Below are 20,529 nucleotides of genomic sequence, written 5' to 3'. Positions count from 1 at the left end.
CCCTAGGCGGCGTCGGGCCCCTGGAACGTCCGCCGGTAGGCCTGCGGCGTCGTTCCGAGGGCCCGTACGAACTGGTGGCGCAGCGCGGCCGCCGTGCCGAACCCCGTCCGGCCGGCGATCGCGTCCACCGTCTCGTCCGTCGCCTCCAGCAACTCCTGGGCCAGCAGGACCCGTTGCCGCAGGATCCAGCGGTAGGGGGTGGTGCCTGTCTCCTGCTGGAAGCGGCGGGCGAAGGTCCGCGGGGACATCAGCGCGCGCTCGGCGAGCTGCTCGACGGTGACGTCCTCGTCGAGGTGCCGCTCCATCCAGGCCAGCACCTCACCGACCGTGTCGCACGAGGAGACGGGCAGCGGCCGCTCGATGTACTGGGCCTGGCCCCCGTCGCGGTGCGGCGGTACGACCATGCGCCGGGCGATCTTGTTGGCGATCTCCGTCCCCTGTTCCCGCCGCACCAGGTGCAGACAGGCGTCGATGCCGGCGGCGGTGCCGGCGCTGGTGATCACCGGCCCCTCGTCGACGTACAGCACATCGGGCTCGACCGTCGTGCGGGGGTGCCGCCGCGACAGCTCCTCGGCGTGCCGCCAGTGCACACTGCACCGCCGTCCGTCGAGCAGGCCCGCCGCCCCCAGCAGGAAGACGCCGGAGCAGACGCTGAGCACCCGGGCGCCCCGGTCGACCGCTCTGACCAGGGCGTCCAGCAGCTCGGGCGGGAAGTCACGGGTGACGTAGTCGTTGCCGGCGGGCACCGCGATCAGGTCCGCCTCCTCCAGCCGCTCCAGACCGTACGGCGTGGAGAGGGTCAGCCCGCCGGTGCGGGTGCCCAGTGTCGGCCCCTCGGCCGAGGCGACCGCGAAGTCGTACGTGGGCAGTCCCTCGTCGCTGCGGTCGATGCCGAACACCTCGCAGATCACACCGAGTTCGAAGGGGTGTACGCCGTCCAGCAGGACGGCCGCCACGTTCTTCAGCATGCTGCCATTGTGCCTCGCGGATGGCAGTAAATCGAGGGTGTGCGGCAGTCCTGCCACTGTTCGACAGGAGTGTCCGGCGCGACAGTGGTGTCATGACTGCAGAACAGACACAGACACTGCTCGCCATGGCCGTCGTGCTCGGGATGTTCGTCCTCCTGGTCCTCCCCTCGGTGATCGGGATCGTGCACGACCGCCGCATCGACCGTCAGATCAGGGAGGCCCAGGAGCGCGACGCGGTCCGGACTCAGAAGTCCTCGTCCAGGTCGACGGTGCCCTCCACCGCCACCTGGTACGCCGAGGGACGCCGCTCGAAGAAGTTGGTCAACTCCTGAACCCCCTGCAGCTCCATGAAGGAGAAGGGGTTCTCGGAGCCGTACACCGGAGCGAAGCCGAGGCGGGTCAGCCGCTGGTCGGCGACACACTCCAGGTACTGCCGCATCGAGTCGGTGTTCATGCCCGGGAGGCCGTCACCGCACAGGTCGCGCGCGAACTGCAGCTCGGCCTCGACGGCCTCCTTGAGCATGTCGGTGACCTGTTGCCCGAGCTGGTCGTCGAACAGCTCCGGCTCCTCCTTGCGGACCGTGTCGACCACGTCGAAGGCGAACGACATGTGCATGGTCTCGTCCCGGAACACCCAGTTGGTGCCGGTCGCCAGGCCGTGCAGCAGGCCCCGGCTGCGGAACCAGTAGACGTACGCGAAGGCGCCGTAGAAGAACAGGCCCTCGATGCAGGCCGCGAAGCAGATCAGGTTGAGCAGGAACCGCCGGCGGTCCGCATGGGACTCCAGACGGTCCAGCTTCTCCACCTCGTTGATCCACTTGAAGCAGAAGCCGGCCTTCTCGCGGATCGACGGGATGTTCTCCACCGCCGCGAACGCCGCCGCCCGGTCCTCGGGGTCGGGAAGGTAGGTGTCGAGCAGCGTCAGATAGAACTGGACGTGCACGGCCTCCTCGAACAGCTGACGCGACAGGTACAGCCGCGCCTCGGGGGAGTTGATGTGCTTGTACAGCGTCAGCACCAGATTGTTCGCGACGATCGAGTCACCGGTCGCGAAGAACGCCACCAGGCGCCCGATCAGGTGCTGTTCGGCCGGGGTCAGCTTCGCGAGGTCGGCCACGTCCGAGTGGAGGTCGACCTCCTCGACGGTCCAGGTGTTCTTGATGGCGTCCCGGTAGCGCTCGTAGAAGTCCGGGTAGCGCATCGGGCGCAGGGTCAGCTCGAAGCCGGGGTCGAGCAGGTTCTGGGTACGGGTCATCGCTGTCGGCGCGGAGCGCCGTCCTCCAGGGGTGGTGGTCGGGTGACGGGCGGGCATCACTGGCAGGCGTCGCAGGACTCGGGGTTCTCCAGGGAGCAGGCGACCGCGTCGGGGTCGGTGACCTGCGGTACGGGGACGGTCGCCCGTGCGGCGCGGGCGATCCTCGTCGCCGGGCGCGAGCGCAGGTAGTACGTCGTCTTCAGCCCCTGCTTCCAGGCGTACGCGTACATCGAGGAGAGCTTGCCGATGGTCGGCGTCTCCAGGAACAGGTTCAGGGACTGCGACTGGTCGAGGAACGGCGTGCGCGCCGCCGCCATGTCGATCAGGCCGCGCTGCGGGATCTCCCAGGCCGTGCGGTACAGCGCCCGTACGTCCGCCGGGATCCAGGCGAAGTCTTGCACCGAGCCGTTGGCCTCGCGCAGCGCCTCGCGGGTACGGGCGTCCCACACGCCGAGCCGCTTCAGCTCCTCGACGAGGTAGGAGTTGACCTGGAGGAACTCGCCGGACAGGGTCTCGCGCTTGAACAGGTTGGAGACCTGCGGCTCGATGCACTCGTAGACACCGGCGATGGAGGCGATCGTGGCGGTGGGCGCGATCGCCAGCAGCAGCGAGTTGCGCAGCCCGGTCGCGGCGATCCGCTCGCGCAGCGCGGCCCAGCGCCCGGGCCACGTGAGCTCGACGTCGTAGTGGTCGGGGTGCAGCACGCCCCGGGCGGTCCGCGTCTTCTCCCAGGCGGGCAGCGGGCCGTCGCGCTCGGCGAGGTCGGCGGACGCCTCGTACGCGGCGAGCATGATGCGCTCGGCGATCCGGGTCGACAGCGCCTTGGCCTCGGGGGAGTCGAAGGGCAGCCGCAGCTGGAAGAGGACGTCCTGCAGGCCCATCGCGCCCAGGCCCACCGGACGCCAGCGGGCGTTGGAGCGGCCGGCCTGCTCGGTCGGGTAGAAGTTGATGTCCACGACCCGGTCGAGGAAGGTGACGGCCGTGCGGACCGTCTCGTCCAGGCGCTCCCAGTCGATGTCACCGTCGCGCACGAAGGCGCCGAGGTTGACCGAGCCGAGGTTGCAGACCGCCGTCTCCCCGTCGTCCGTGACCTCCAGGATCTCGGTGCACAGGTTGGAGGAGTGCACGACGTGCCCGGGCAGGGCGGTCTGGTTGGCGGTCCGGTTGGCGGCGTCCTTGAAGGTCATCCAGCCGTTGCCGGTCTGCGCGAGGGTGCGCATCATACGGCCGTACAGCTCACGGGCCGGGAGGGTCTTGCGGGCCAGCCCCGCGCGCTCCGCCTCGCGGTACGCCGCGTCGAACTCCTCGCCCCACAGGTCGACCAGGTGGGGCACGTCGGCGGGGGAGAACAGGCTCCACGGCCCGTCGGCCTCGACCCGGCGCATGAACTCGTCCGGGACCCAGTGCGCGAGGTTCAGGTTGTGCGTACGGCGGGCGTCCTCACCGGTGTTGTCCCGCAGCTCCAGGAACTCCTCGATGTCGGAGTGCCAGGTCTCCAGGTAGACCGCGGCGGCGCCCTTGCGCCGGCCGCCCTGGTTCACGGCGGCGACCGAGGCGTCCAGCGTCTTCAGGAACGGCACGATGCCGTTGGAGTGCCCGTTCGTCCCCCGGATCAGCGAACCCCGGGCCCGGACGCGGGAGTACGACAGACCGATGCCGCCCGCGTGCTTGGACAGGCGCGCGACCTGGTGGTAGCGGTCGTAGATCGAGTCCAGCTCGTCCTTGGGGGAGTCCAGGAGGTAGCACGACGACATCTGGGGGTGCCGGGTGCCGGAGTTGAAGAGGGTGGGGGAGGACGGCAGGTACTCCAGGCGGCTCATCAGTCGGTAGAGCGCGGCGACCTCGTCCACCGCTCCGGCTGTGTCGTCGGCGGCGAGACCCGCGGCGACGCGCAGCAGGAAGTGCTGGGGCGTCTCGATCACCTTGCGGGTGTGCGGGTGCCGCAGCAGGTAGCGGCTGTGGAGGGTGCGCAGGCCGAAGTAGCCGAACCGGTCGTCGGCGGCGGGGTCGACGAGCGCGTCGAGCCGGCCGGCGTGCGCCCGGACGAACGCGGCCGTCCGGTCGGCGACGAGGCCCTCGCGGTGCCCGGTCGCGACCGACTCGGTGAAGGTCGTGACGCCCTGCGAGGCCGCCTCGGCGGCGATGGAGCGGGTGAGCAGCCGCGCGGCCAGCCTGCTGTACGCGGGGTCCTCGGAGATGAGCCCGGCCGCCGCCTCGGTGGCGAGCTCGCGCAGCTCCGTCTCGTCGGCCCGGGCGGACCGGCCGCGCAGCGCGGCGCCGGCGATCCGGCCGGGGTCGGCGTCGGGGAGGTCGGCGGTCAGCTCGGTCAGGGTCCGCAACAGCGCGGCACCGGGACCGTCGTTCTCCGGTTCGGCCGCCGCTGAGGCCGGTTCGGCTGGCGCGATGGTCACGTGAGGCTCTCCCTCGCTCGGCACTGGGCCTCGCGGAGGCAGGGGGCAGCTCACGAGCGCACGGGGCGTCGCGTCCACCGGCCCATTCCCCGAGGCCCGGACGTCGGAGCGCACCGGCCGGGGGTGGCCGGGACGCACTGTCGGCAGGTCCTCGGACTGACGATGTGCACGCGACATGCACAGGTACACCGTTGCGGGACAGTTCCGGATTCGCACCGGATTCCCCTGCGGCGACAGCGAGCATGAGCATACATCTTGTGCTCGCCCGCCGCGCCACCCCTAGATGTTGTGGCGTACTGGTGTCAGAGCGTCAACTCATAGGTGATGAGCATGAGGTCGGTCAGCTCCGGCAGGGGGTTCCAGTCCCGGTCCGGTGTGCGGACGAAGCCCAGGCGCTCGTAGAGGCGGTGGGCGGAGTGCATGGTGGACTGGGAGGAGAGGATCACCCGCACACACCCCTCCGTGGCGCGGGCGCGGTCGACGCAGGCGCGGACCAGCGCCTCGCCGGCTCCACGGCCCCGGGCCGCGTGGTCGACGGCGAGCATACGGATCTCCGCCTCGCCGCGGCGGGCCAGATCGGCCATCGGGCCGCCGTCCGGGACGAAGGTCACGCCGCCGAGGACGCGGTCGTGCTCGACGGCCACGAGCACCTGTGCGGCCGCCGCGCGCCTGGCCACGTCCTTGAGCTCGCCGAGGTAGTCGTCGCTCTCGCCGAAGTCGAGGAAGCCGTCCTGGAGATAGGCCCGTGCGGTGATCTCGCCGAGGATGCCGTACTCGCCTGGGTCCGCCTGCCGGATCACGATGTCCATACGGCGAGTCTGCCGTAGGAGGTGTCCCGCCGGTCAGGCCGGGCCCCGGCGTCGCCGACGGGACAACCCCCGCGCACACGGCGGCGGGCCGCCGGATCTCTCCGACGGCCCGCCGTGTGCCGGTGGTTCAGTGGGCCGAGCCCGCCGTGGCCGGCGGCAGCTCCACCTGGACGCCGGGGTCACCCGCGTCCGCCGTGTAGTCCTCCGGCTTCGTCTCGTCGACGCCCTCGGGCGCCTTCGCGGCCCTCAGGACGAAGGTCAGGACGACCGTGACCAGCACATTGAGCACGAACGCCGTCAGACCGATGTAGCCGATCTCACCGATGCCCGGGATCTCCTTGGCCGAGCCGCCGAAGTGCTTCTGCGTCGGCGACGCCACCCCGTACGCGGCGACCGTGCCGTAGAGCATGCCGACCGCCCAGCCGGCCAGCAGCGCCCAGCGGTGGAACCAGCGGGTGAACAGGCCGCCGACCAGGGCCGGGAAGGTCTGCAGGATCCAGATGCCGCCCAGCAGCTGGAAGTTGATGGCGACCGTCTTGTCCATGGTGAGGACGAAGACGAGCGCGCCCACCTTCACCAGGAGGGACACGATCTTGGAGACCTTGGTCTCCTGGGCGGGCGTGGCGTCGGGCCTGATGAAGTCCTTGTAGATGTTGCGGGTGAACAGGTTCGCCGCCGCGATGGACATGATCGCCGCCGGTACCAGCGCCCCGATGCCGATGGCCGCGAAGGCCACGCCGGCGAACCAGTCGGGGAACATGTTCTCGAACAGCTGCGGGATCGCCAGCTGCCCGTTCTGCACCTTGATCCCGGCCGCGATCGCCATGAAGCCGAGCAGCGCCAGCAGGCCCAGCATCAGGGAGTACAGCGGCAGGATCGTGGTGTTGCGCCGGATCACGTCACGGCTGCGTGAGGACAGCGTCGCGGTGATCGAGTGCGGGTACATGAACAGCGCGAGCGCGGAGCCCAGCGCCAGCGTGGCGTACGTCCACTGGCCCGCCTCGCCCGGGGCCAGCGCACCGCGCGGCGCGCCGGTGGCCGGGTTGGTCTGCGCGAAGGCGTCGCCCGCCTTGGCGAAGATCTCGTCGAAGCCGCCGAGCTTGATCGGGATGTAGATGATCGCCACCGCGATGACGAGGTAGATCAGCGTGTCCTTGACGAAGGCGATCAGCGCGGGGGCGCGCAGTCCCGACGAGTAGGTGTACGCCGCCAGCACACCGAAGGCGATGAGCAGCGGCAGGTCCTTGACGAACCAGTGGGTGCTCTCGCCGCCGCCGACGCCCATCACGTCCAGGACGGCCTGGATGCCGACGAGCTGGAGCGCGATGTAGGGCATCGTCGCCAGGATGCCGGTGACCGCCACGGCCAGCGACAGGCTCTTGGAGCCGAACCGTCCGCGCACGAAGTCCGAGGTCGTCACATAGCCGTGCTTGTGCGAGACCGACCACAGCCGCGGCAGGAACGTGAAGATCAGCGGGTAGACCAGGATGGTGTACGGCACCGCGAAGAAGCCCGCCGCGCCGGCCGCGTAGATGGCCGCCGGGACCGCGACGAAGGTGTACGCGGTGTACAGGTCGCCGCCGAGCAGGAACCAGGTGACCCAGGTGCCGAACGACCGGCCTCCCAGGCCCCATTCGTCGAGGCTGTGCTCGTTCTCGGCCTTGCGCCAGCGCGCGGCCAGGAAGCCCATGACCGTGACGGCCAGGAAGAAGAAGATGAAGACGCCGAGTGCGACGCCGTTCACGCCGTCGTTCATTCCGCCGCACCGCCCTTCCGCGAGGCGCGGGCGCGCTGGTCACGCTGCCACAGCTTGTACGCCGTCATCGTCAGCAGCGTCGAGAGCAGCACCCACAGCATCTGGTACCAGTAGAAGAAGGGGATGCCGATGAACTCCGGGTCGGTCTTGGCGTACGAACCCACCCACAGCATCGCCACGAAGGGCGCGGCCAGGCAGAGGCCGATGACCACCCGGGTCGGTGTCACCACGCCTCTGTTCACTTCTGGGGCATCTGACATCTGACGGCTCCGTCCCCTTGTTGATCGCCTGTGAAATGCCCGGGCAATGTAGGTGACGGCGCGACCGCAGCGGAAGGCCTTGACCGTTGTTCGGTTGTGGAGGAATCGTGTGCGTGGCACAGGGCCGTTGAGCAGCGGCGTTACCGCTCAGTCCTGCGGCCGCTTCAGCCGCGCGACGAACTTGTACCGGTCGCCGCGGTAGACCGACCGCACCCACTCCACCGGCTGGCCGTCGCGGTCCAGCGAGTGCCGGGACAGCATGAGCATCGGCAGGCCCACGTCGGTGCCGAGCAGGCCCGCCTCGCGGGGGGTGGCCAGGGAGGTCTCGATGGTCTCCTCGGCCTCGGCGAGGTGGACGTCGTAGACCTCGGCGAGCGCGGTGTAGAGCGAGGTGTACTTGACCAGCGACCGGCGCAGGGCGGGGAAGCGCTTGGCCGACAGGTGCGTGGTCTCGATGGCCATCGGCTCGCCGTTCGCCATGCGCAGCCGCTCGATGCGCAGCACCCGGCCGCCGGCCGTGATGTCGAGCAGGCCGGCCAGGCGGTCGTCGGCGGTGATGTAGCCGATGTCCAGCAGCTGTGAGGTCGGCTCCAGGCCCTGGGCACGCATGTCCTCGGTGTACGAGGTGAGTTGCAGCGCCTGCGACACCTTCGGCTTGGCGACGAACGTGCCCTTGCCCTGGATGCGCTCGAGCCGGCCCTCGACGACGAGTTCCTGAAGGGCCTGGCGCACGGTCGTGCGCGAGGTGTCGAACTCGGCGGCGAGCGTGCGCTCGGGCGGCACCGGCGTGCCCGGCGCCTGGGTCTCCGTCATGTCGAGGAGGTGCTTCTTCAGGCGGTAGTACTTGGGCACGCGGGCGGTACGGACGGGGACGCCGCTCTCGTTCTCCGCACTGCTGACGTCGGTGCTCATGCTCCGCCTTCCCGGCTCCGGCTGCGGCTCACATCGTGGCACGGCCGCGCGGGGCCTGTCCCCGTACGCTCCGTGATCTGTTCTGTATACCGTCGCCGCGTCGTTTGGTCTAGTCCACAGAATGCAGTGGTACAGCGACTGACGGCGGCTGCGAGCCGCCTTTTCGAGGGTTTCTTACTTAAAGGTTCCTGCATATGTAGGTCGCATAACGGCTGGTCGGAGGCTATTCACGCACCCTTGACACCCTTTCTGGTCTGGTCCAAGCTCCGGGTACTGGTCTACACCATTGGTCCAGGTCCCGGCCCATCGCTAGTGCGGGGAGGCAGGGGGGTTTGTGGCATCCCTGAGGAGGATGGCGTGAAGCGCAGGCTGATATCCGCGATCGGTGTCGCGGGCATGATGATCTCCCTGGCGGCGTGCGGGGGCGACAACGGCGACGGCGGCGGCAAGGCCGGGGCGGACGGCTACGCGGGCGAGACGCTCACGGTGTGGGTGATGGACGGTTCCTCGCCCGACCAGTGGCAGAAGGACGTCGCCGCGGCGTTCGAGAAGAAGACCAAGGCCAAGGTCAAGTTCGAGATCCAGCAGTGGAACGGCATCCAGCAGAAGCTGACCACCGCCCTCTCCGAGGAGAACCCGCCGGACGTCTTCGAGATCGGCAACACCCAGACCCCGGCGTACGCCAAGACGGGAGGCCTCGCCGACCTGGCGGACCTGAAGAGCGAGATCGGCGGCGAGTGGACGGCGTCCCTCAACGAGTCCTCGATCTTCGAGGGCAAGCAGTACGCGGCGCCCTGGTACTTCGCCAACCGCGTCGTGCTCTACAACAAGAAGGTCTGGGCCGACGCCGGCATCAAGGACACGCCCAAGACCCGCGACGAGTTCTACGCCGACCTCAAGCAGATCGACGAGAAGACCGACGCCGAGCCGATCTACCTGCCCGGCCAGAACTGGTACCACTTCGTCGGCCTCACCATCGGTGAGGGCGTCCAGCTGGTGAAGGAGCAGGACGGCAAGTACGTCTCCAACCTCGACGACCCCAAGGTCGCCGCCGCGATGGAGACCTACAAGAAGTTCCAGGCCCTGTCCAAGGCCCCCAAGGACAAGGACGAGGCCACCCCGCAGCAGGGCGAGGTCTTCGGCAAGGGCGACGTCGGCGCCTTCATCGGCATGGGCTGGGAGGCCGGCATCGCCATCAAGGCGAACCCGAAGATCGAGAAGGAGATCGGCTACTTCACCATCCCCGGTGCCACGGCCGACAAGCCCGAGGGTGTCTTCCTCGGCGGCTCCAACCTCGCGGTCGCCGCGGGCAGCAAGAAGCAGGAGCTGGCCAAGGAGTTCCTGAAGATCGCCCTGTCCGACACGTACGAGGGCGAGCTCGCCAAGCTCAACGGCGTCATCCCCAACAAGGAGTCGCTGCAGAGCAACCTGAAGGGCAACGAGGTCGCCGAGGCCGCCGCGCCGGCCGCCGCGGGCGGTGGCACCACGCCGCTGATCCCCGAGTGGGCCGCCGTGGAGAACGCGCCGAACCCGGTGAAGACGTACATGACCGCCGTGCTGAACGGCAAGTCCCCGGCCGCCGCCGCCAAGCAGGTCGAGGACGAGTTCAACAAGCGCCTCGCGCAGCAGCAGTAAGGGCACCGGGTGCGGGGGCCGGCCGTCGGGCCGCCCCCCGCACCCTCGTTCCGGTAGGTCGAGAAGAGAGATCGCGAGCATGACCGTGCAGACCGAACGGCCGCCCTCCGGTCCGGTGGACGTGGCGAAGACGACGCCGAGCCGACCCGGCGGGCCCAGACCCGCGTCGGGGAAGCGCGCGGGCACGTTCGTCCCGTACCTCCTGCTGCTGCCGGCCTGCGCGGCCACCGTGCTGCTGCTCGGCTGGCCGCTGCTGAAGGACGTGCTGCTGTCGTTCCAGAACCTCAACATGGCGCAGCTGATCCAGCACGTCACCGAGTGGAACGGCGTCGAGAACTACAAGCAGGTCCTCACCGGCGAGGACTTCTGGCGCGTCACCCTGCGCTCGATCCTGTTCACGGCGGTCAACGTCGTCCTGATCATGGTCGCGGGAACACTGGTCGGCCTGCTGCTCGCCCGCCTCGGCCGGCGGATGCGGCTCACGCTCATGATGGGGCTCGTGCTGGCCTGGGCGATGCCCGTGGTCGCCGCGAGCACCGTCTACCAGTGGCTGTTCGCCCAGCGCTTCGGCGTCGTCAACTGGGTGCTCGACAAGCTGGGCTGGCACTCGATGGCCGACTACAGCTGGACCAGCAGCCAGATGTCCACGTTCTTCGTGGTCACGCTGCTGATCGTGTGGATGTCGATCCCGTTCGTCGCGATCAACCTCTACGCGGCCACGACCACCATCCCCGGCGAGCTGTACGAGGCCGCGGCCCTGGACGGCGCGGGCGTGTGGAAGAGCTTCACCACGGTGACCATGCCCTTCCTGCGCCCCTTCCTGTACGCCACGACCTTCCTCGAGGTCATCTGGGTCTTCAAGGCGTTCGTGCAGGTCTTCACCATCAACGGCGGCGGCCCCGACCGGCTCACCGAGATCCTGCCCGTCTACGCCTACATCGAGGGCGTCGGAAACCAGCACTACGGCATGGGCGCCGCGATCGCCGTCCTGACCATCCTGATCCTGCTCGGCCTGACCGCGTACTACCTCAGGATCGTGCTCAAGCAAGAGGAGGACGAGCTGTGAAGCGCTCGCTCTTCGGCCGCCTGTGGCCCAACGTCACGGCCGTCGTCCTGTTCGTCGGCTTCGTCTTCCCCGTGTACTGGATGTTCGCCACGGCGTTCAAGCCGACCGGCGACATCATCTCCGAGGACCCGGTCTGGTTCCCGACCGACATCACCTTCGAGCACTTCCGGCGGGCCACCGGCGTCGACCACTTCTGGACCTACGTCGGCAACTCGCTGATCGTCACCGTCTGCGCGGTCGCCTTCGCCCTGGTCATCGCGCTGGCCGGCGCGTTCGCCCTCGCCCGGATGCGGTTCCGGGGGCGACGCGGGTTCGTCATCGGCTTCATGCTGGCCCAGATGGCGCCCTGGGAGGTCATGATCATCGCGATGTACATGATCGTCCGCGACGCGTCGATGCTCAACAGCCTCCTGCCGCTGACGGTCTTCTACATGATGATGATCCTGCCCTTCACCATCCTGACGCTGCGCGGCTTCGTCGCCGCGGTGCCCCGGGAGCTGGAGGAGGCGGCGATGGTCGACGGCTGCACCCGCTCCCAGGCCTTCCGCAAGGTCATCCTGCCGCTGCTCGCACCGGGACTGATGTCCACGTCCCTGTTCGGCTTCATCACCGCGTGGAACGAGTTCCCGCTGGTCCTGGTGCTGAACAAGGAGGCGGAGTCGCAGACGCTGCCGCTGTGGCTGTCCAGCTTCCAGACCGCGTTCGGCAACGACTGGGGCGCGACCATGGCGGCGTCCTCCCTCTTCGCCGTCCCGATCCTGATCCTCTTCGTCTTCCTGCAGCGCAGGGCTGTCAGCGGCCTGACGGCCGGCGCCGTGAAGGGATAACGCCACCCGATGACGACAATCGCCAGCGGCACCGACACACTCACGCGCGATGCCCTGACCGTCCTCCAGCCGGGCTTCACCGGCACCACGGCCCCGGACTGGCTGCTGCGCCGGCTCGGGGAGGGCCTCGCCTCCGTCGGACTGTTCGGCCGCAACATCGCCTCGCCCGAGCAACTGGCGGCCCTCACCGCCCAGCTGCGCGCCGAGCGCGACGACGTCCTCGTGGCGATCGACGAGGAGGGCGGTGACGTGACGCGGCTGGAGGTGCGCTCCGGCTCCAGCTTCCCCGGCAACCACGCCCTCGGCGCCGTGGACGACGTCGCGCTCACCCGCCAGGTCGCGGCCGAACTGGGCCGCCGCCTCGCCGCCTGCGGGGTCAACCTCAACTGGGCGCCGTCGGCCGACGTCAACTCCAACCCGGCCAACCCGGTGATCGGCGTGCGCTCCTTCGGCGCCGACACCGCCCTGGCCGCCCGGCACACCGCGGCCTATGTCACCGGCCTCCAGTCGGCGGGCGTCGCGGCGTGCACCAAGCACTTCCCCGGCCACGGCGACACCGCCGTCGACTCCCACCACGCCCTGCCCCGTATCGACGCCGGCGCCTCGCTGCTGACGGAGCGCGAACTCGCCCCGTTCCGCGCGGCGATCGCGGCCGGCACCCGGGCGGTGATGAGCGCGCACATCCTCGTCCCCGCCCTGGACCCGGAGCGCCCGGCGACCCTGTCCCGCGGCATCCTGACCGGACTGCTGCGCGGCGAACTCGGCTACACCGGCCTCATCGTCACCGACGGCATGGAGATGCAGGCCATCGCCGCCACCTACGGCATCGAACGCGGCAGCGTCCTCGCGATCGCGGCCGGCGCCGACGCGATCTGCGTGGGCGGCGGCCTCGCCGACGACGAGACGGTACGGCGGCTGCGCGACGCCCTCGTCACGGCCGTCCGCTCGGGCGAACTCCCCGAGGCGCGGCTCGCGGAGGCGGCCGAACGCGTCCGCGAGCTGGCCCGCTGGACGGCCACCGCTGCGGCGGACCCGGTGGAGGCCCGCCCCGGCATCGGCCTCGTCGCGGCCCGCCGCGCCCTGCGGCTGACGGGCGCCGCGTCCTTCACCCCGCTCACCGAGGCGCCGTACGTCGCCGCCTTCACGCCGGTCGCCAACATCGCCGTGGGCGACGAGACCCCGTGGGGCGTGGCCGCGGACCTGGACCGTCTCCTCCCCGGCACCCGGACCGGCAGCCACACGGGCGAGGACGCGGGCCGGGAGGCCCTGGCGGCGGCCGGAGACAGCCGCCTGGTGGCGGTCGTGCGCGACGAGCACCGCCACCCCTGGATGGCGGCGGCCCTGGACGACCTGCTCACGGCCCGCCCCGACACGATCGTGGTCGAGATGGGCGTCCCCCAGGCCGCCCCGCGCGGCAGCCTGCACATCGCCACCCACGGCGCGGCCCGCGTCTGCGGCCGCGCGGCGGCCGAGGTCATCGCGGGCGCCCAGGCGGGATGACGGAGGGCGCCGGTCCCCCGAGGGGGACCGGCGCCCGAGTCGTGGGCAGGGGGCTCAGATCCCCTGCCAGTCGGGCTTGGCGGCGTACGTCTGCCGGAAGTAGTCCGCCAGCTTCAGCTTCGAGGCGGCCGCCTCGTCGACGACGACCGTGGCGTGCGGGTGCAGCTGCAGCGCCGACGCCGGGCACACCGCGGCGACCGGCCCCTCGACGGTCGCGGCGACCGCGTCCGCCTTGCCCTCGCCGGTGGCCAGCAGCACCAGGTGCCGCGCCTCCAGGATCGTCCCGATGCCCTGGGTGATCACGTGGTGCGGGACCTGCTCGATGTCCCCGTCGAAGAAGCGCGCGTTGTCCACCCGGGTCTGCTCGGTGAGCGTCTTGATCCGGGTCCGCGAGGCCAGCGACGAACAGGGCTCGTTGAAGCCGATGTGCCCGTCCGTGCCGATCCCGAGCAGCTGGAGGTCGACCCCGCCGGCCGCCGCCAGGGCCGCGTCGTACGCCTCGCACGCGGCCTGCACGTCCTCGGCCGTGCCGTCCGGGCCCATGAACGCGTCCATGCCGAGGCCCAGCGGCTCCAGCACCTCGCGCCGCAGCACCGAGCGGTAGGACTCCGGGTGCTCGGCGGGAAGCCCCACGTACTCGTCGAGCTGCGCGATGCGCGCCCGCGAGGCGTCGACGGCACCGGAGCGCACCTTGGCCGCGAGCGCGGTGTAGACGGGCAGCGGTGTCGAGCCGGTGGCCACACCGAGCAGGGCGTCGGGCTTGCGTCGGAGCAGCTGGGCCATGGCCTCGGCTATCAGCTCGCCGCCCGCCTGGGCGTCCGGAACGATGACAACTTCCACGCTGGGCCTGCCGATCTGAAGAGGGACTCGAAGGGCACCCTGAAGGGAGCATGTGGTTTAGACCAATCTAACAGAGCGGGGCCCTCGGGCCCAGGTGAGCGTGCCCCGCGAGCCGCCGCCCGGGGCCCCGCGCGAGGGGCCTTCCACGGCTCCGGCGCGATGCCCACGCCCCGGTACGAAAGATGGCCTGACGGGACGAACAAGGACGAACCGGGTCCGCCCGCTGGAATTGCCCCGGCCGACCCGCCCCGACATGAACCCATACGGGTTAGGCTGCGTGATGCATGACGGGGCGGCCGAAGGGCTCGGGCCGGTCCGAGGGCCCGCCCGGAAACGCCAACAACGAACAAGCTCCCACGCATGGACACACTCGAGTGGTCTAGTCCACAATGCCAGGGAGTGCGTAGCGAAGTACGCACCGACTTCCGCCTTCCCCGCACAGGAAGGCGGACCGAGGAACCGGGGCTCTCTGCCCTGACTGCCCCCGGGTCCTCATCCTCGGCCGACCGGGACCGCACACCCCACGGCCGATATTGCTCCGGGCTGCGGTGCCGGGAGGGTTGAGGGTCCCTCTCAGGCGCCGCGGCCCGCGGGTGTCTCCGGGGCCGTACAGCCTCCCGAGGGCGGCGTTCGGGCCCCGTCCGTGACCCCGGGTACGCTCGGCCTCGTGCCCTCCATGAACGAACTCGTACGCCAGCACACAGCCCTCGACGACACCGACCTCGAGTGGCTTCATCTGCTGGTCTCGGAGTGGCAGCTGCTCTCCGACCTCTCCTTCGCCGACCTCGTGCTGTGGGTGCCCACCAGCGACGGCACCCGCTATGTCTCCGTGGCGCAGATGCGGCCCAACACCGGCCCGACCTCCTACCAGGACGACATGGTCGGCCACCTCGTGCCGCGCGGCCGCCGCCCCATGCTGGACGCCGCGCTCGACGAGGGCCGCATCGTGCGCGAGGGCGACCCGGAGTGGCGCGAGGAGGTGCCGGTCCGCGTCGAGTCGATCCCGGTCCGGCGGGAGGGCCGCGTCCTCGGCGTCATCGCCCGCAACACCAACCTGCTCACCGTCCGCACCCCGAGCCGTCTCGAGCTCACCTATCTGCAGAGCGCCTCGGACCTCGCGCAGATGATCGCGGCCGGCTCGTTCCCGTTCGCCAACCAGCAGGTCGACATGGACGCCTCGCCGCGGGTCGGCGACGGCCTGATCCGCGTGGACGCCGACGGCGTCGTCCAGTACGCCTCCCCGAACGCCCTCTCCGCCTACCACCGCCTGGGCCTCGCGGCCGACCTGGTCGGCCACCACCTGGGCCGGACGACCGCCGAACTCGCCCCGACCCACGGCCCGGTGGACGAGGCGCTCGCCAAGGTCGCCAGCGGCTGGGCGCCCCGTGAGTTCGAGATCGAGTCCGGCGACGGCGTCATCCAGTTCCGGGCGATCCCGCTCAAGCCCAAGGGCATCCGCATCGGATCGCTGGTGCTGCTGCGGGACGTCACCGAACTGCGCCGCCGCGAGCGCGAGTTGATCACCAAGGACGCGACGATCCGGGAGATCCACCACCGGGTCAAGAACAACCTCCAGACGGTGGCCGCCCTGCTGCGCCTGCAGGCCCGGCGCATCGAGTCCGACCGCGGCCGCGAGGCCCTGGAGGAGGCGGTCCGCCGCGTCGGCTCGATCGCCATCGTGCACGAGACGCTCAGCCAGAACCTGGACGAGCGCGTCGAGTTCGACGAGATCGCCGACCGGGTGCTCGCGATGGTCGCCGAGATCTCGCCCGGCAAGGTCACCGGCCGGCGCACGGGCCGCTTCGGCATCCTGGACGCCGAGGTCGCCACCCCGCTGTCGATGGTGCTGACCGAAGTCCTGCAGAACGCGCTGGAGCACGGGTTCCGCGAGGGCGACACCGGCACCGTCGAGGTGTCCGCGGTCCGCGGCGGGACAGCCAAGCAGGCACGGCTCCTGGTCACGGTCCAGGACGACGGCGTCGGCCTGCCCGAGGGCTTCGACCCGCACACCGCGGGCAATCTCGGCCTGCAGATCGTACGGACGCTCGTCGAGGGCGAGTTGGGCGGCTCCTTCGACATGGTGCCCGCGCCGGAGCGGGGCACCCGGGTGATCCTCGACATCCCGGTACGGGCGGCCAAGTAGCGCCGGCCGGGGGTGTGGCCCGCGGCGGGGGAGTGCGGACAGCAAAGAGCCCCGGACCAGAAGGTCCGGGGCCAGTGCTCGTTGCTGCTCGTCAGCAAGTTCGATGGTCACCCGCCGTTCGACCGGGGCCGAGTGTCGGGGGAGCATCGGGGGTACTGCGCGCTGCGGCTCGGGGGCGGGAGATGCGTACGCGCTGTACGCGCCGCCAAGCTCAGGCTGTTCTTGCGGGGTGGGAGTGTCAGGCGGAGGCCTGACGGGCCCGGTTGCGGGCGGCGCGGCGCTTCATGGCGCGGCGCTCGTCCTCGCTGAGACCACCCCAGACGCCGGAGTCCTGACCGGACTCGAGCGCCCACTGCAGGCACTGCTCGATAACCGGGCAGCGACGGCAGACGGCCTTGGCTTCCTCGATCTGCAGCAGCGCAGGACCGGTGTTGCCGATGGGGAAGAACAGCTCGGGGTCTTCCTCGCGGCAAACGGCGTTGTGACGCCAGTCCATGGCTGCTACCTCTCCTTGATTACATGCGGGTTGCTTGTGAATGTGAACGCTTTCACGAATCCCTCAACAAGTGAAGGGCCTATCGCCAGGTTTCCCGGCGTGGGTCCTGTGAGTTGAAGGGGATTCTGGTGATCAGTGGAGGCCGGTCTTGCGGGCCGTCCCGATCGCCATGAAGAGACTCGCAAACCTCGGCGGCGGATACAACCCCTTCCGGAAAGTTTTTTTTGATTCCTCGGTGTCGACTAGGTCACAGCCGTACTTCCATGGGGTGGATCCTGGCCTAAACGTTCGAGTGAAAGGACTTTCGCCCGTTCCGCTCACACAATCACACGCAGTGCACGGCGTACGCCTGTGAACGTCACGCTCGTACGCAGCCCCAGGTGGTCGCCGTCCATCTGAAGGGGCAGGGGCACCTTCGAATGCAAGGTGAACCGGTCCAGATCGTGCAGCGAGACCGCGTGCTTGCCCTGGGGTCCCCGCTCGGGGGACGAAGTGAGCAACTGGGTCGCATACCGGGCAACCGCGACCGTGGACATCCGGCTGAGACCGAGTACGTCGAGACCGGTATCGAACGAGGCCTTAGGTGCCGCGTACACGGGGCGATTGAGCAGATACGTCCACGGAGCGGTGTTGCAGACGATGGACAGCACCAAATCGGTCACCGGGTCCTCGCCCGGCCGCTCCAGGGTGATCGTGCCGTGCCGGCGGTTGGGTTCCTGGAGGAACTGGCGCACCACCTGGCGCAGATACAGCGCGTGCGTGGACTTCCGGCCCTGCTCGCGCTGCTGCTCGACCCGGCCCACGACCCCCGCGTCGAAGCCGAGCCCCGCGCAGAAGGTGAACCACCGGCCCGGCACCGTCTCGTCCGCACTCCCCGGGGTGCCGGCGGCTATCCCCATGCCGACCGTGCGCTCGCTTCCCTCGCGCAGGGCGTCGAGCAGGGCGCCGGTTGCCTCGACGGCGTCGTTGGGCAGCCCGAGAGCGCGGGCGAAGACGTTCGTGGAACCGCCGGGGACCACCGCGAGACGCGGCAGGCCGTCCGGATCGGGGCCGTTGTGCAGCAGGCCGTTGACGACCTCGTTCACCGTGCCGTCGCCGCCGAGGGCGACCACCAGGTCGATGTCGTTGCTGTCCGCCGCCTGCCGGCCCAGGTCGCGCGCGTGCCCGCGGTACTCGGTGGTGACCGCCTCCAGCTTCATCTCGCTGGCGAGCGCATGGATCAGGACGTCGCGCGTACGTGCGCTTGTGGTGGTTGCCGCCGGATTGACCACGAGAAGTGCACGCATGACTGGCAGCGTACCTACTGGGGGGTACCGGGCACAGGCCGAGGTGGGGATCGACCGGGACATTCCGCGTGAGCCTCGCCACGGCGGGAGCCGGGGGACCTCGGCCCGAAAGGAGCCCCGCACGGAGGGCTACCCTTCAGGAGTGACCAAGCAGCAGACCCCCACTCCCGAGGAAACCGCCGGTCCGCGCCCGCGGCGGCTGACCTACGCCGCCGTGCTCACTGCCCTGGAAGGGCTGGGACTGGCCGTCGGCGGCATCTGGGTACTGGTGCTCGGACTCACCGGGGACCCCGACGACCGGCAGCAGGCCGTCACTCTCGGTGTCACGCTCGTCGTCCTCGCCCTGCTGCCACTGCTCGCCGCGCGCGGACTGTTCGCCCTGCGCAGCTGGAGCCGGGGACCGTCCGTGATCACCCAGATCCTGGCGCTGCCGGTGGCCTACAGCCTGCTGCAGGCCGACAGCATCGCCATCCCGGTGGGGATCGCCCTCGCCGCCGCAGCGATCGCCACGCTGGTCTTCCTCGTCAGCCCGTCGACCACGCAGGCCCTCGGCATCCGGCGGCCCGGCGCCGAACCCGACGAGCGGTGACCACCGGCCGGGTCGGACCCGGCCGCCACACCCGCACGGCGCTCACTCCTCCACGAGCAGCTTCTCCCGCAGCTGCGCCAGCGTGCGCGCCAGCAGACGCGAGACGTGCATCTGGGAGATGCCGACCTCCTGCGCGATCTGCGACTGCGTCATGTTGCCGAAGAAACGCAGCAGCAGGATGCGCTTCTCGCGCGGCGGGAGGTCCTCCAGCAGCGGCTTCAGCGACTCGCGGTACTCGACGCCCTCCAGCGCCTCGTCCTCCGCGCCCAGGGTGTCCGCGACCGCCGGCGACTCGTCGTCGGTGTCGGGGACGTCCAGGGACAGCGTGGAGTAGGCGTTGGCCGACTCCAGGCCCTCCAGGACCTCCTCCTCCGAGATCGCCAGCTTCTCGGCGAGTTCGTGGACGGTGGGGGAGCGGCCGTGCAGCTGGGACAGCTCCGCGGTGGCCGTCGTGAGGGCGAGGCGCAGCTCCTGGAGCCGGCGCGGGACGCGGACCGCCCAGCCCTTGTCACGGAAGTGCCGCTTGATCTCCCCGACGACCGTCGGTGTCGCGTACGTCGAGAACTCCACGCCCCGGTCCGGGTCGAACCGGTCGACCGACTTGATCAGCCCGATCGTGGCGACCTGGGTGAGGTCGTCGAGCGGCTCGCCCCGGTTGCGGAAGCGGCGCGCGAGGTGCTCCACGAGCGGCAGATGCATCCGGACCAGTCGGTTGCGCAGCTCCGCGTACTCCGGGGTGCCGTCCTGCAGCCCGCGCAGCTCGATGAACAGGGCGCGTGCCCCGCTGCGGTCCTGCGGGTCGTGGCGTGTGGCCTGCGCGCCGCGCGCGCTCGCCGCCCGGTCCTCGGCGTATCGCTCGTGCTCGCTCATCGTCCCGCCCGTCGCCCTCTCCCGAGCCCCCGCCGCCGGCCGGGCCGGGGAGACCCCGATGCGCCCGGCCGTGGGCGCACCCTGCACGGCACCCTCGTCATCCCGTCCGTCGTCCAGGAGGCCGGTCGCCACGGAGTCGTCCTCCGGGTGCGGCCGGGCCTGCTCGGGGATGCCGTCGATGCCGTCCGCCATGCGGCGGGAACCGCTCGGGCCGCTCGGGCCCGCCCCCGGGCTCCCGGCTCCGTCGGAGCAGGGGGAGGTGCCGTCCGGCAGCTCCCGTGTGCCGCGCTCTTCGTCCCGCACCGGCCCGTCCCCGTCCCTCACGCCGGCCCGGGTCCCGCGCCGCGCTGTTTGTAGAGGCTGATCGACACGGTCTTGTCCTCGTCCACCGCCGAGGAGACCTTGCCGGCCAGGGCCGACAGGACGGTCCAGGCGAAGGTGTCCCGGGACGGGGCGTGGCCGTCCGTGGTCGGGGCCGAGACGGTGACCTCCAGCGAGTCGTCGACGAGCCGGAACACGCAGCTGAGCACCGAGCCGGGCACGGCCTGCTGGAGCAGGATCGCGCAGGCCTCGTCCACCGCGATGCGAAGGTCCTCGATCTCGTCGAGGGTGAAGTCCAAACGGGCGGCGAGGCCGGCAGTCGCCGTACGCAGCACCGACAGGTAGGCACCCGCAGCCGGCAGCCGGACTTCCACGAAGTCCTGGGTCACGGGCTCGCCTGCGATCTGGGACACCCTCACCTCCAAGGTGGTACAAGCTTCTCGGGGCCGAGGGTCGCCCCCCGGGGTAACGCGATCTGTGGTTCAGCGGTGACGCTACCGCGCTTCGAAGTTTCCTGTCCCCAGGACCCCAACCCCTTGCTGTCACTCATAGTAAACACACGGATACGCTCCGTGGCTAGGGGGT

Annotated in this window: 19 protein-coding genes and 1 riboswitch; of the genes, 7 read left to right on the top strand and 12 right to left on the bottom strand. The window is 70.3% G+C overall.

The window, feature by feature from the left end:
- Positions 1 to 2 precede the first annotated feature (2 nt).
- Entirely contained in the window at positions 3 to 968 is a 966-nt protein-coding gene (locus ABZ899_RS12790) for a helix-turn-helix domain-containing protein (RefSeq protein WP_361344808.1), read from the bottom strand.
- Between the two features lie 92 nt (positions 969 to 1,060).
- Here ABZ899_RS12790 and ABZ899_RS12785 point away from each other — a divergent pair, with 92 nt between their 5' ends.
- Positions 1,061 to 1,300 carry a hypothetical protein gene (locus ABZ899_RS12785; RefSeq protein WP_361344806.1) on the top strand — a complete coding sequence of 80 codons (240 nt, stop codon included), beginning with the start codon at positions 1,061 to 1,063 and terminating at the stop codon, positions 1,298 to 1,300.
- Here the strand turns inward: ABZ899_RS12785 and ABZ899_RS12780 are convergent.
- From ABZ899_RS12780 to ABZ899_RS12755, 6 genes are all read right to left on the bottom strand, one after another.
- Positions 1,213 to 2,223 carry a ribonucleotide-diphosphate reductase subunit beta gene (locus tag ABZ899_RS12780; RefSeq protein WP_361344804.1) on the bottom strand — a complete coding sequence of 337 codons (1,011 nt, stop codon included), beginning with the start codon at positions 2,221 to 2,223 and terminating at the stop codon, positions 1,213 to 1,215. The two genes, ABZ899_RS12785 and ABZ899_RS12780, sit on opposite strands and share 88 nt — an antisense overlap.
- Before the next feature lie 56 nt (positions 2,224 to 2,279).
- On the bottom strand, positions 2,280 to 4,634 hold the full coding sequence (locus tag ABZ899_RS12775; protein WP_361344802.1) for a ribonucleoside-diphosphate reductase subunit alpha: 2,355 nt from the start codon (positions 4,632 to 4,634) through the stop codon (positions 2,280 to 2,282).
- 124 nt (positions 4,635 to 4,758) lie between these two features.
- Positions 4,759 to 4,919, bottom strand: a riboswitch (cobalamin riboswitch).
- Between the two features lie 17 nt (positions 4,920 to 4,936).
- A complete protein-coding gene (locus ABZ899_RS12770; protein WP_361344800.1) occupies positions 4,937 to 5,443 on the bottom strand; it encodes a GNAT family N-acetyltransferase in 507 nt (168 codons plus the stop codon).
- A gap of 127 nt (positions 5,444 to 5,570) precedes the next feature.
- A complete protein-coding gene (gene mctP, locus ABZ899_RS12765) occupies positions 5,571 to 7,199 on the bottom strand; it encodes a monocarboxylate uptake permease MctP (RefSeq protein ID WP_361344798.1) in 1,629 nt (542 codons plus the stop codon).
- Positions 7,196 to 7,459 carry a DUF3311 domain-containing protein gene (locus ABZ899_RS12760; RefSeq protein WP_361344796.1) on the bottom strand — a complete coding sequence of 88 codons (264 nt, stop codon included), beginning with the start codon at positions 7,457 to 7,459 and terminating at the stop codon, positions 7,196 to 7,198. The genes mctP and ABZ899_RS12760 overlap by 4 nt, the downstream gene beginning before the upstream one ends.
- Positions 7,460 to 7,606: 147 nt before the next feature.
- On the bottom strand, positions 7,607 to 8,371 hold the full coding sequence (locus ABZ899_RS12755) for a GntR family transcriptional regulator (RefSeq protein WP_062668210.1): 765 nt from the start codon (positions 8,369 to 8,371) through the stop codon (positions 7,607 to 7,609).
- A 357-nt stretch (positions 8,372 to 8,728) separates the two neighbouring features.
- Between ABZ899_RS12755 and ABZ899_RS12750 the strand changes: the two genes are divergently transcribed.
- The 4 genes from ABZ899_RS12750 (at position 8,729) to ABZ899_RS12735 (ending at position 13,399) form a co-directional block, all read left to right on the top strand.
- Positions 8,729 to 10,006, top strand: coding sequence for an extracellular solute-binding protein (locus tag ABZ899_RS12750; protein ID WP_361344794.1), 1,278 nt, complete (start codon positions 8,729 to 8,731; stop codon positions 10,004 to 10,006).
- 79 nt (positions 10,007 to 10,085) lie between these two features.
- Complete coding sequence (locus ABZ899_RS12745) at positions 10,086 to 11,072, top strand: sugar ABC transporter permease (protein WP_361344792.1); 987 nt, start codon at positions 10,086 to 10,088, stop codon at positions 11,070 to 11,072.
- On the top strand, positions 11,069 to 11,899 hold the full coding sequence (locus ABZ899_RS12740; RefSeq protein ID WP_361344790.1) for a carbohydrate ABC transporter permease: 831 nt from the start codon (positions 11,069 to 11,071) through the stop codon (positions 11,897 to 11,899). The genes ABZ899_RS12745 and ABZ899_RS12740 overlap by 4 nt, the downstream gene beginning before the upstream one ends.
- A 9-nt stretch (positions 11,900 to 11,908) precedes the next feature.
- The gene (locus tag ABZ899_RS12735; protein WP_361344788.1) at positions 11,909 to 13,399 is read left to right on the top strand and encodes a glycoside hydrolase family 3 protein; all 1,491 of its coding nucleotides are present in this window, start codon (positions 11,909 to 11,911) and stop codon (positions 13,397 to 13,399) included.
- 54 nt (positions 13,400 to 13,453) lie between these two features.
- On the opposite strand, the gene nagB is transcribed toward ABZ899_RS12735, so the two are convergent.
- Entirely contained in the window at positions 13,454 to 14,239 is a 786-nt protein-coding gene (gene nagB, locus ABZ899_RS12730; RefSeq protein WP_361344786.1) for a glucosamine-6-phosphate deaminase, read from the bottom strand.
- Positions 14,240 to 14,915: 676 nt separating this feature from the next.
- On the opposite strand from nagB, the gene ABZ899_RS12725 reads away from it, so the two are divergent.
- The gene (locus ABZ899_RS12725; RefSeq protein ID WP_361345227.1) at positions 14,916 to 16,382 is read left to right on the top strand and encodes a PAS domain-containing sensor histidine kinase; all 1,467 of its coding nucleotides are present in this window, start codon (positions 14,916 to 14,918) and stop codon (positions 16,380 to 16,382) included.
- 238 nt (positions 16,383 to 16,620) lie between these two features.
- On the opposite strand, the gene ABZ899_RS12720 is transcribed toward ABZ899_RS12725, so the two are convergent.
- On the bottom strand, positions 16,621 to 16,878 hold the full coding sequence (locus tag ABZ899_RS12720; protein WP_003992873.1) for a WhiB family transcriptional regulator: 258 nt from the start codon (positions 16,876 to 16,878) through the stop codon (positions 16,621 to 16,623).
- 317 nt (positions 16,879 to 17,195) lie between these two features.
- A complete protein-coding gene (locus tag ABZ899_RS12715) occupies positions 17,196 to 18,164 on the bottom strand; it encodes a diacylglycerol kinase family protein (RefSeq protein WP_361344784.1) in 969 nt (322 codons plus the stop codon).
- 142 nt (positions 18,165 to 18,306) lie between these two features.
- On the opposite strand from ABZ899_RS12715, the gene ABZ899_RS12710 reads away from it, so the two are divergent.
- Positions 18,307 to 18,753 (top strand): hypothetical protein, encoded by a 447-nt coding sequence (locus ABZ899_RS12710; protein ID WP_361344782.1) that lies wholly within the window; start codon positions 18,307 to 18,309, stop codon positions 18,751 to 18,753.
- 42 nt (positions 18,754 to 18,795) lie between these two features.
- Here the strand turns inward: ABZ899_RS12710 and ABZ899_RS12705 are convergent, their stop codons facing one another.
- Positions 18,796 to 19,926, bottom strand: coding sequence for a SigB/SigF/SigG family RNA polymerase sigma factor (locus ABZ899_RS12705; protein ID WP_361344780.1), 1,131 nt, complete (start codon positions 19,924 to 19,926; stop codon positions 18,796 to 18,798).
- A 17-nt stretch (positions 19,927 to 19,943) separates the two neighbouring features.
- Positions 19,944 to 20,357 (bottom strand): hypothetical protein, encoded by a 414-nt coding sequence (locus ABZ899_RS12700; RefSeq protein WP_055624136.1) that lies wholly within the window; start codon positions 20,355 to 20,357, stop codon positions 19,944 to 19,946.
- Positions 20,358 to 20,529: the final 172 nt, after the last annotated feature.

Origin of the sequence: Streptomyces sp. NPDC046859 (assembly GCF_040645135.1) — a bacterium.
Lineage (GTDB): Bacteria > Actinomycetota > Actinomycetes > Streptomycetales > Streptomycetaceae > Streptomyces.
Note: the sequence above shows the minus strand (reverse complement) of the source record. Positions and strands in the feature narration are given on the sequence as shown.

Bases quoted from the DNA above. Each gene is read 5' to 3' on its own strand.
- ABZ899_RS12790 (WP_361344808.1), bottom strand. From the start codon at position 968: ATGCTGAAGAACGTGGCGGCCGTCCTGCTGGACGGCGTACACCCCTTC.
- ABZ899_RS12785 (WP_361344806.1), top strand. From the start codon at position 1,061: ATGACTGCAGAACAGACACAGACACTGCTCGCCATGGCCGTCGTGCTC.
- ABZ899_RS12780 (WP_361344804.1), bottom strand. From the start codon at position 2,223: ATGACCCGTACCCAGAACCTGCTCGACCCCGGCTTCGAGCTGACCCTG.
- ABZ899_RS12770 (WP_361344800.1), bottom strand. From the start codon at position 5,443: ATGGACATCGTGATCCGGCAGGCGGACCCAGGCGAGTACGGCATCCTC.
- mctP (WP_361344798.1), bottom strand. From the start codon at position 7,199: ATGAACGACGGCGTGAACGGCGTCGCACTCGGCGTCTTCATCTTCTTC.
- ABZ899_RS12760 (WP_361344796.1), bottom strand. From the start codon at position 7,459: ATGTCAGATGCCCCAGAAGTGAACAGAGGCGTGGTGACACCGACCCGG.
- ABZ899_RS12755 (WP_062668210.1), bottom strand. From the start codon at position 8,371: ATGAGCACCGACGTCAGCAGTGCGGAGAACGAGAGCGGCGTCCCCGTC.
- ABZ899_RS12745 (WP_361344792.1), top strand. From the start codon at position 10,086: ATGACCGTGCAGACCGAACGGCCGCCCTCCGGTCCGGTGGACGTGGCG.
- ABZ899_RS12735 (WP_361344788.1), top strand. From the start codon at position 11,909: ATGACGACAATCGCCAGCGGCACCGACACACTCACGCGCGATGCCCTG.
- ABZ899_RS12725 (WP_361345227.1), top strand. From the start codon at position 14,916: ATGAACGAACTCGTACGCCAGCACACAGCCCTCGACGACACCGACCTC.
- ABZ899_RS12720 (WP_003992873.1), bottom strand. From the start codon at position 16,878: ATGGACTGGCGTCACAACGCCGTTTGCCGCGAGGAAGACCCCGAGCTG.
- ABZ899_RS12715 (WP_361344784.1), bottom strand. From the start codon at position 18,164: ATGCGTGCACTTCTCGTGGTCAATCCGGCGGCAACCACCACAAGCGCA.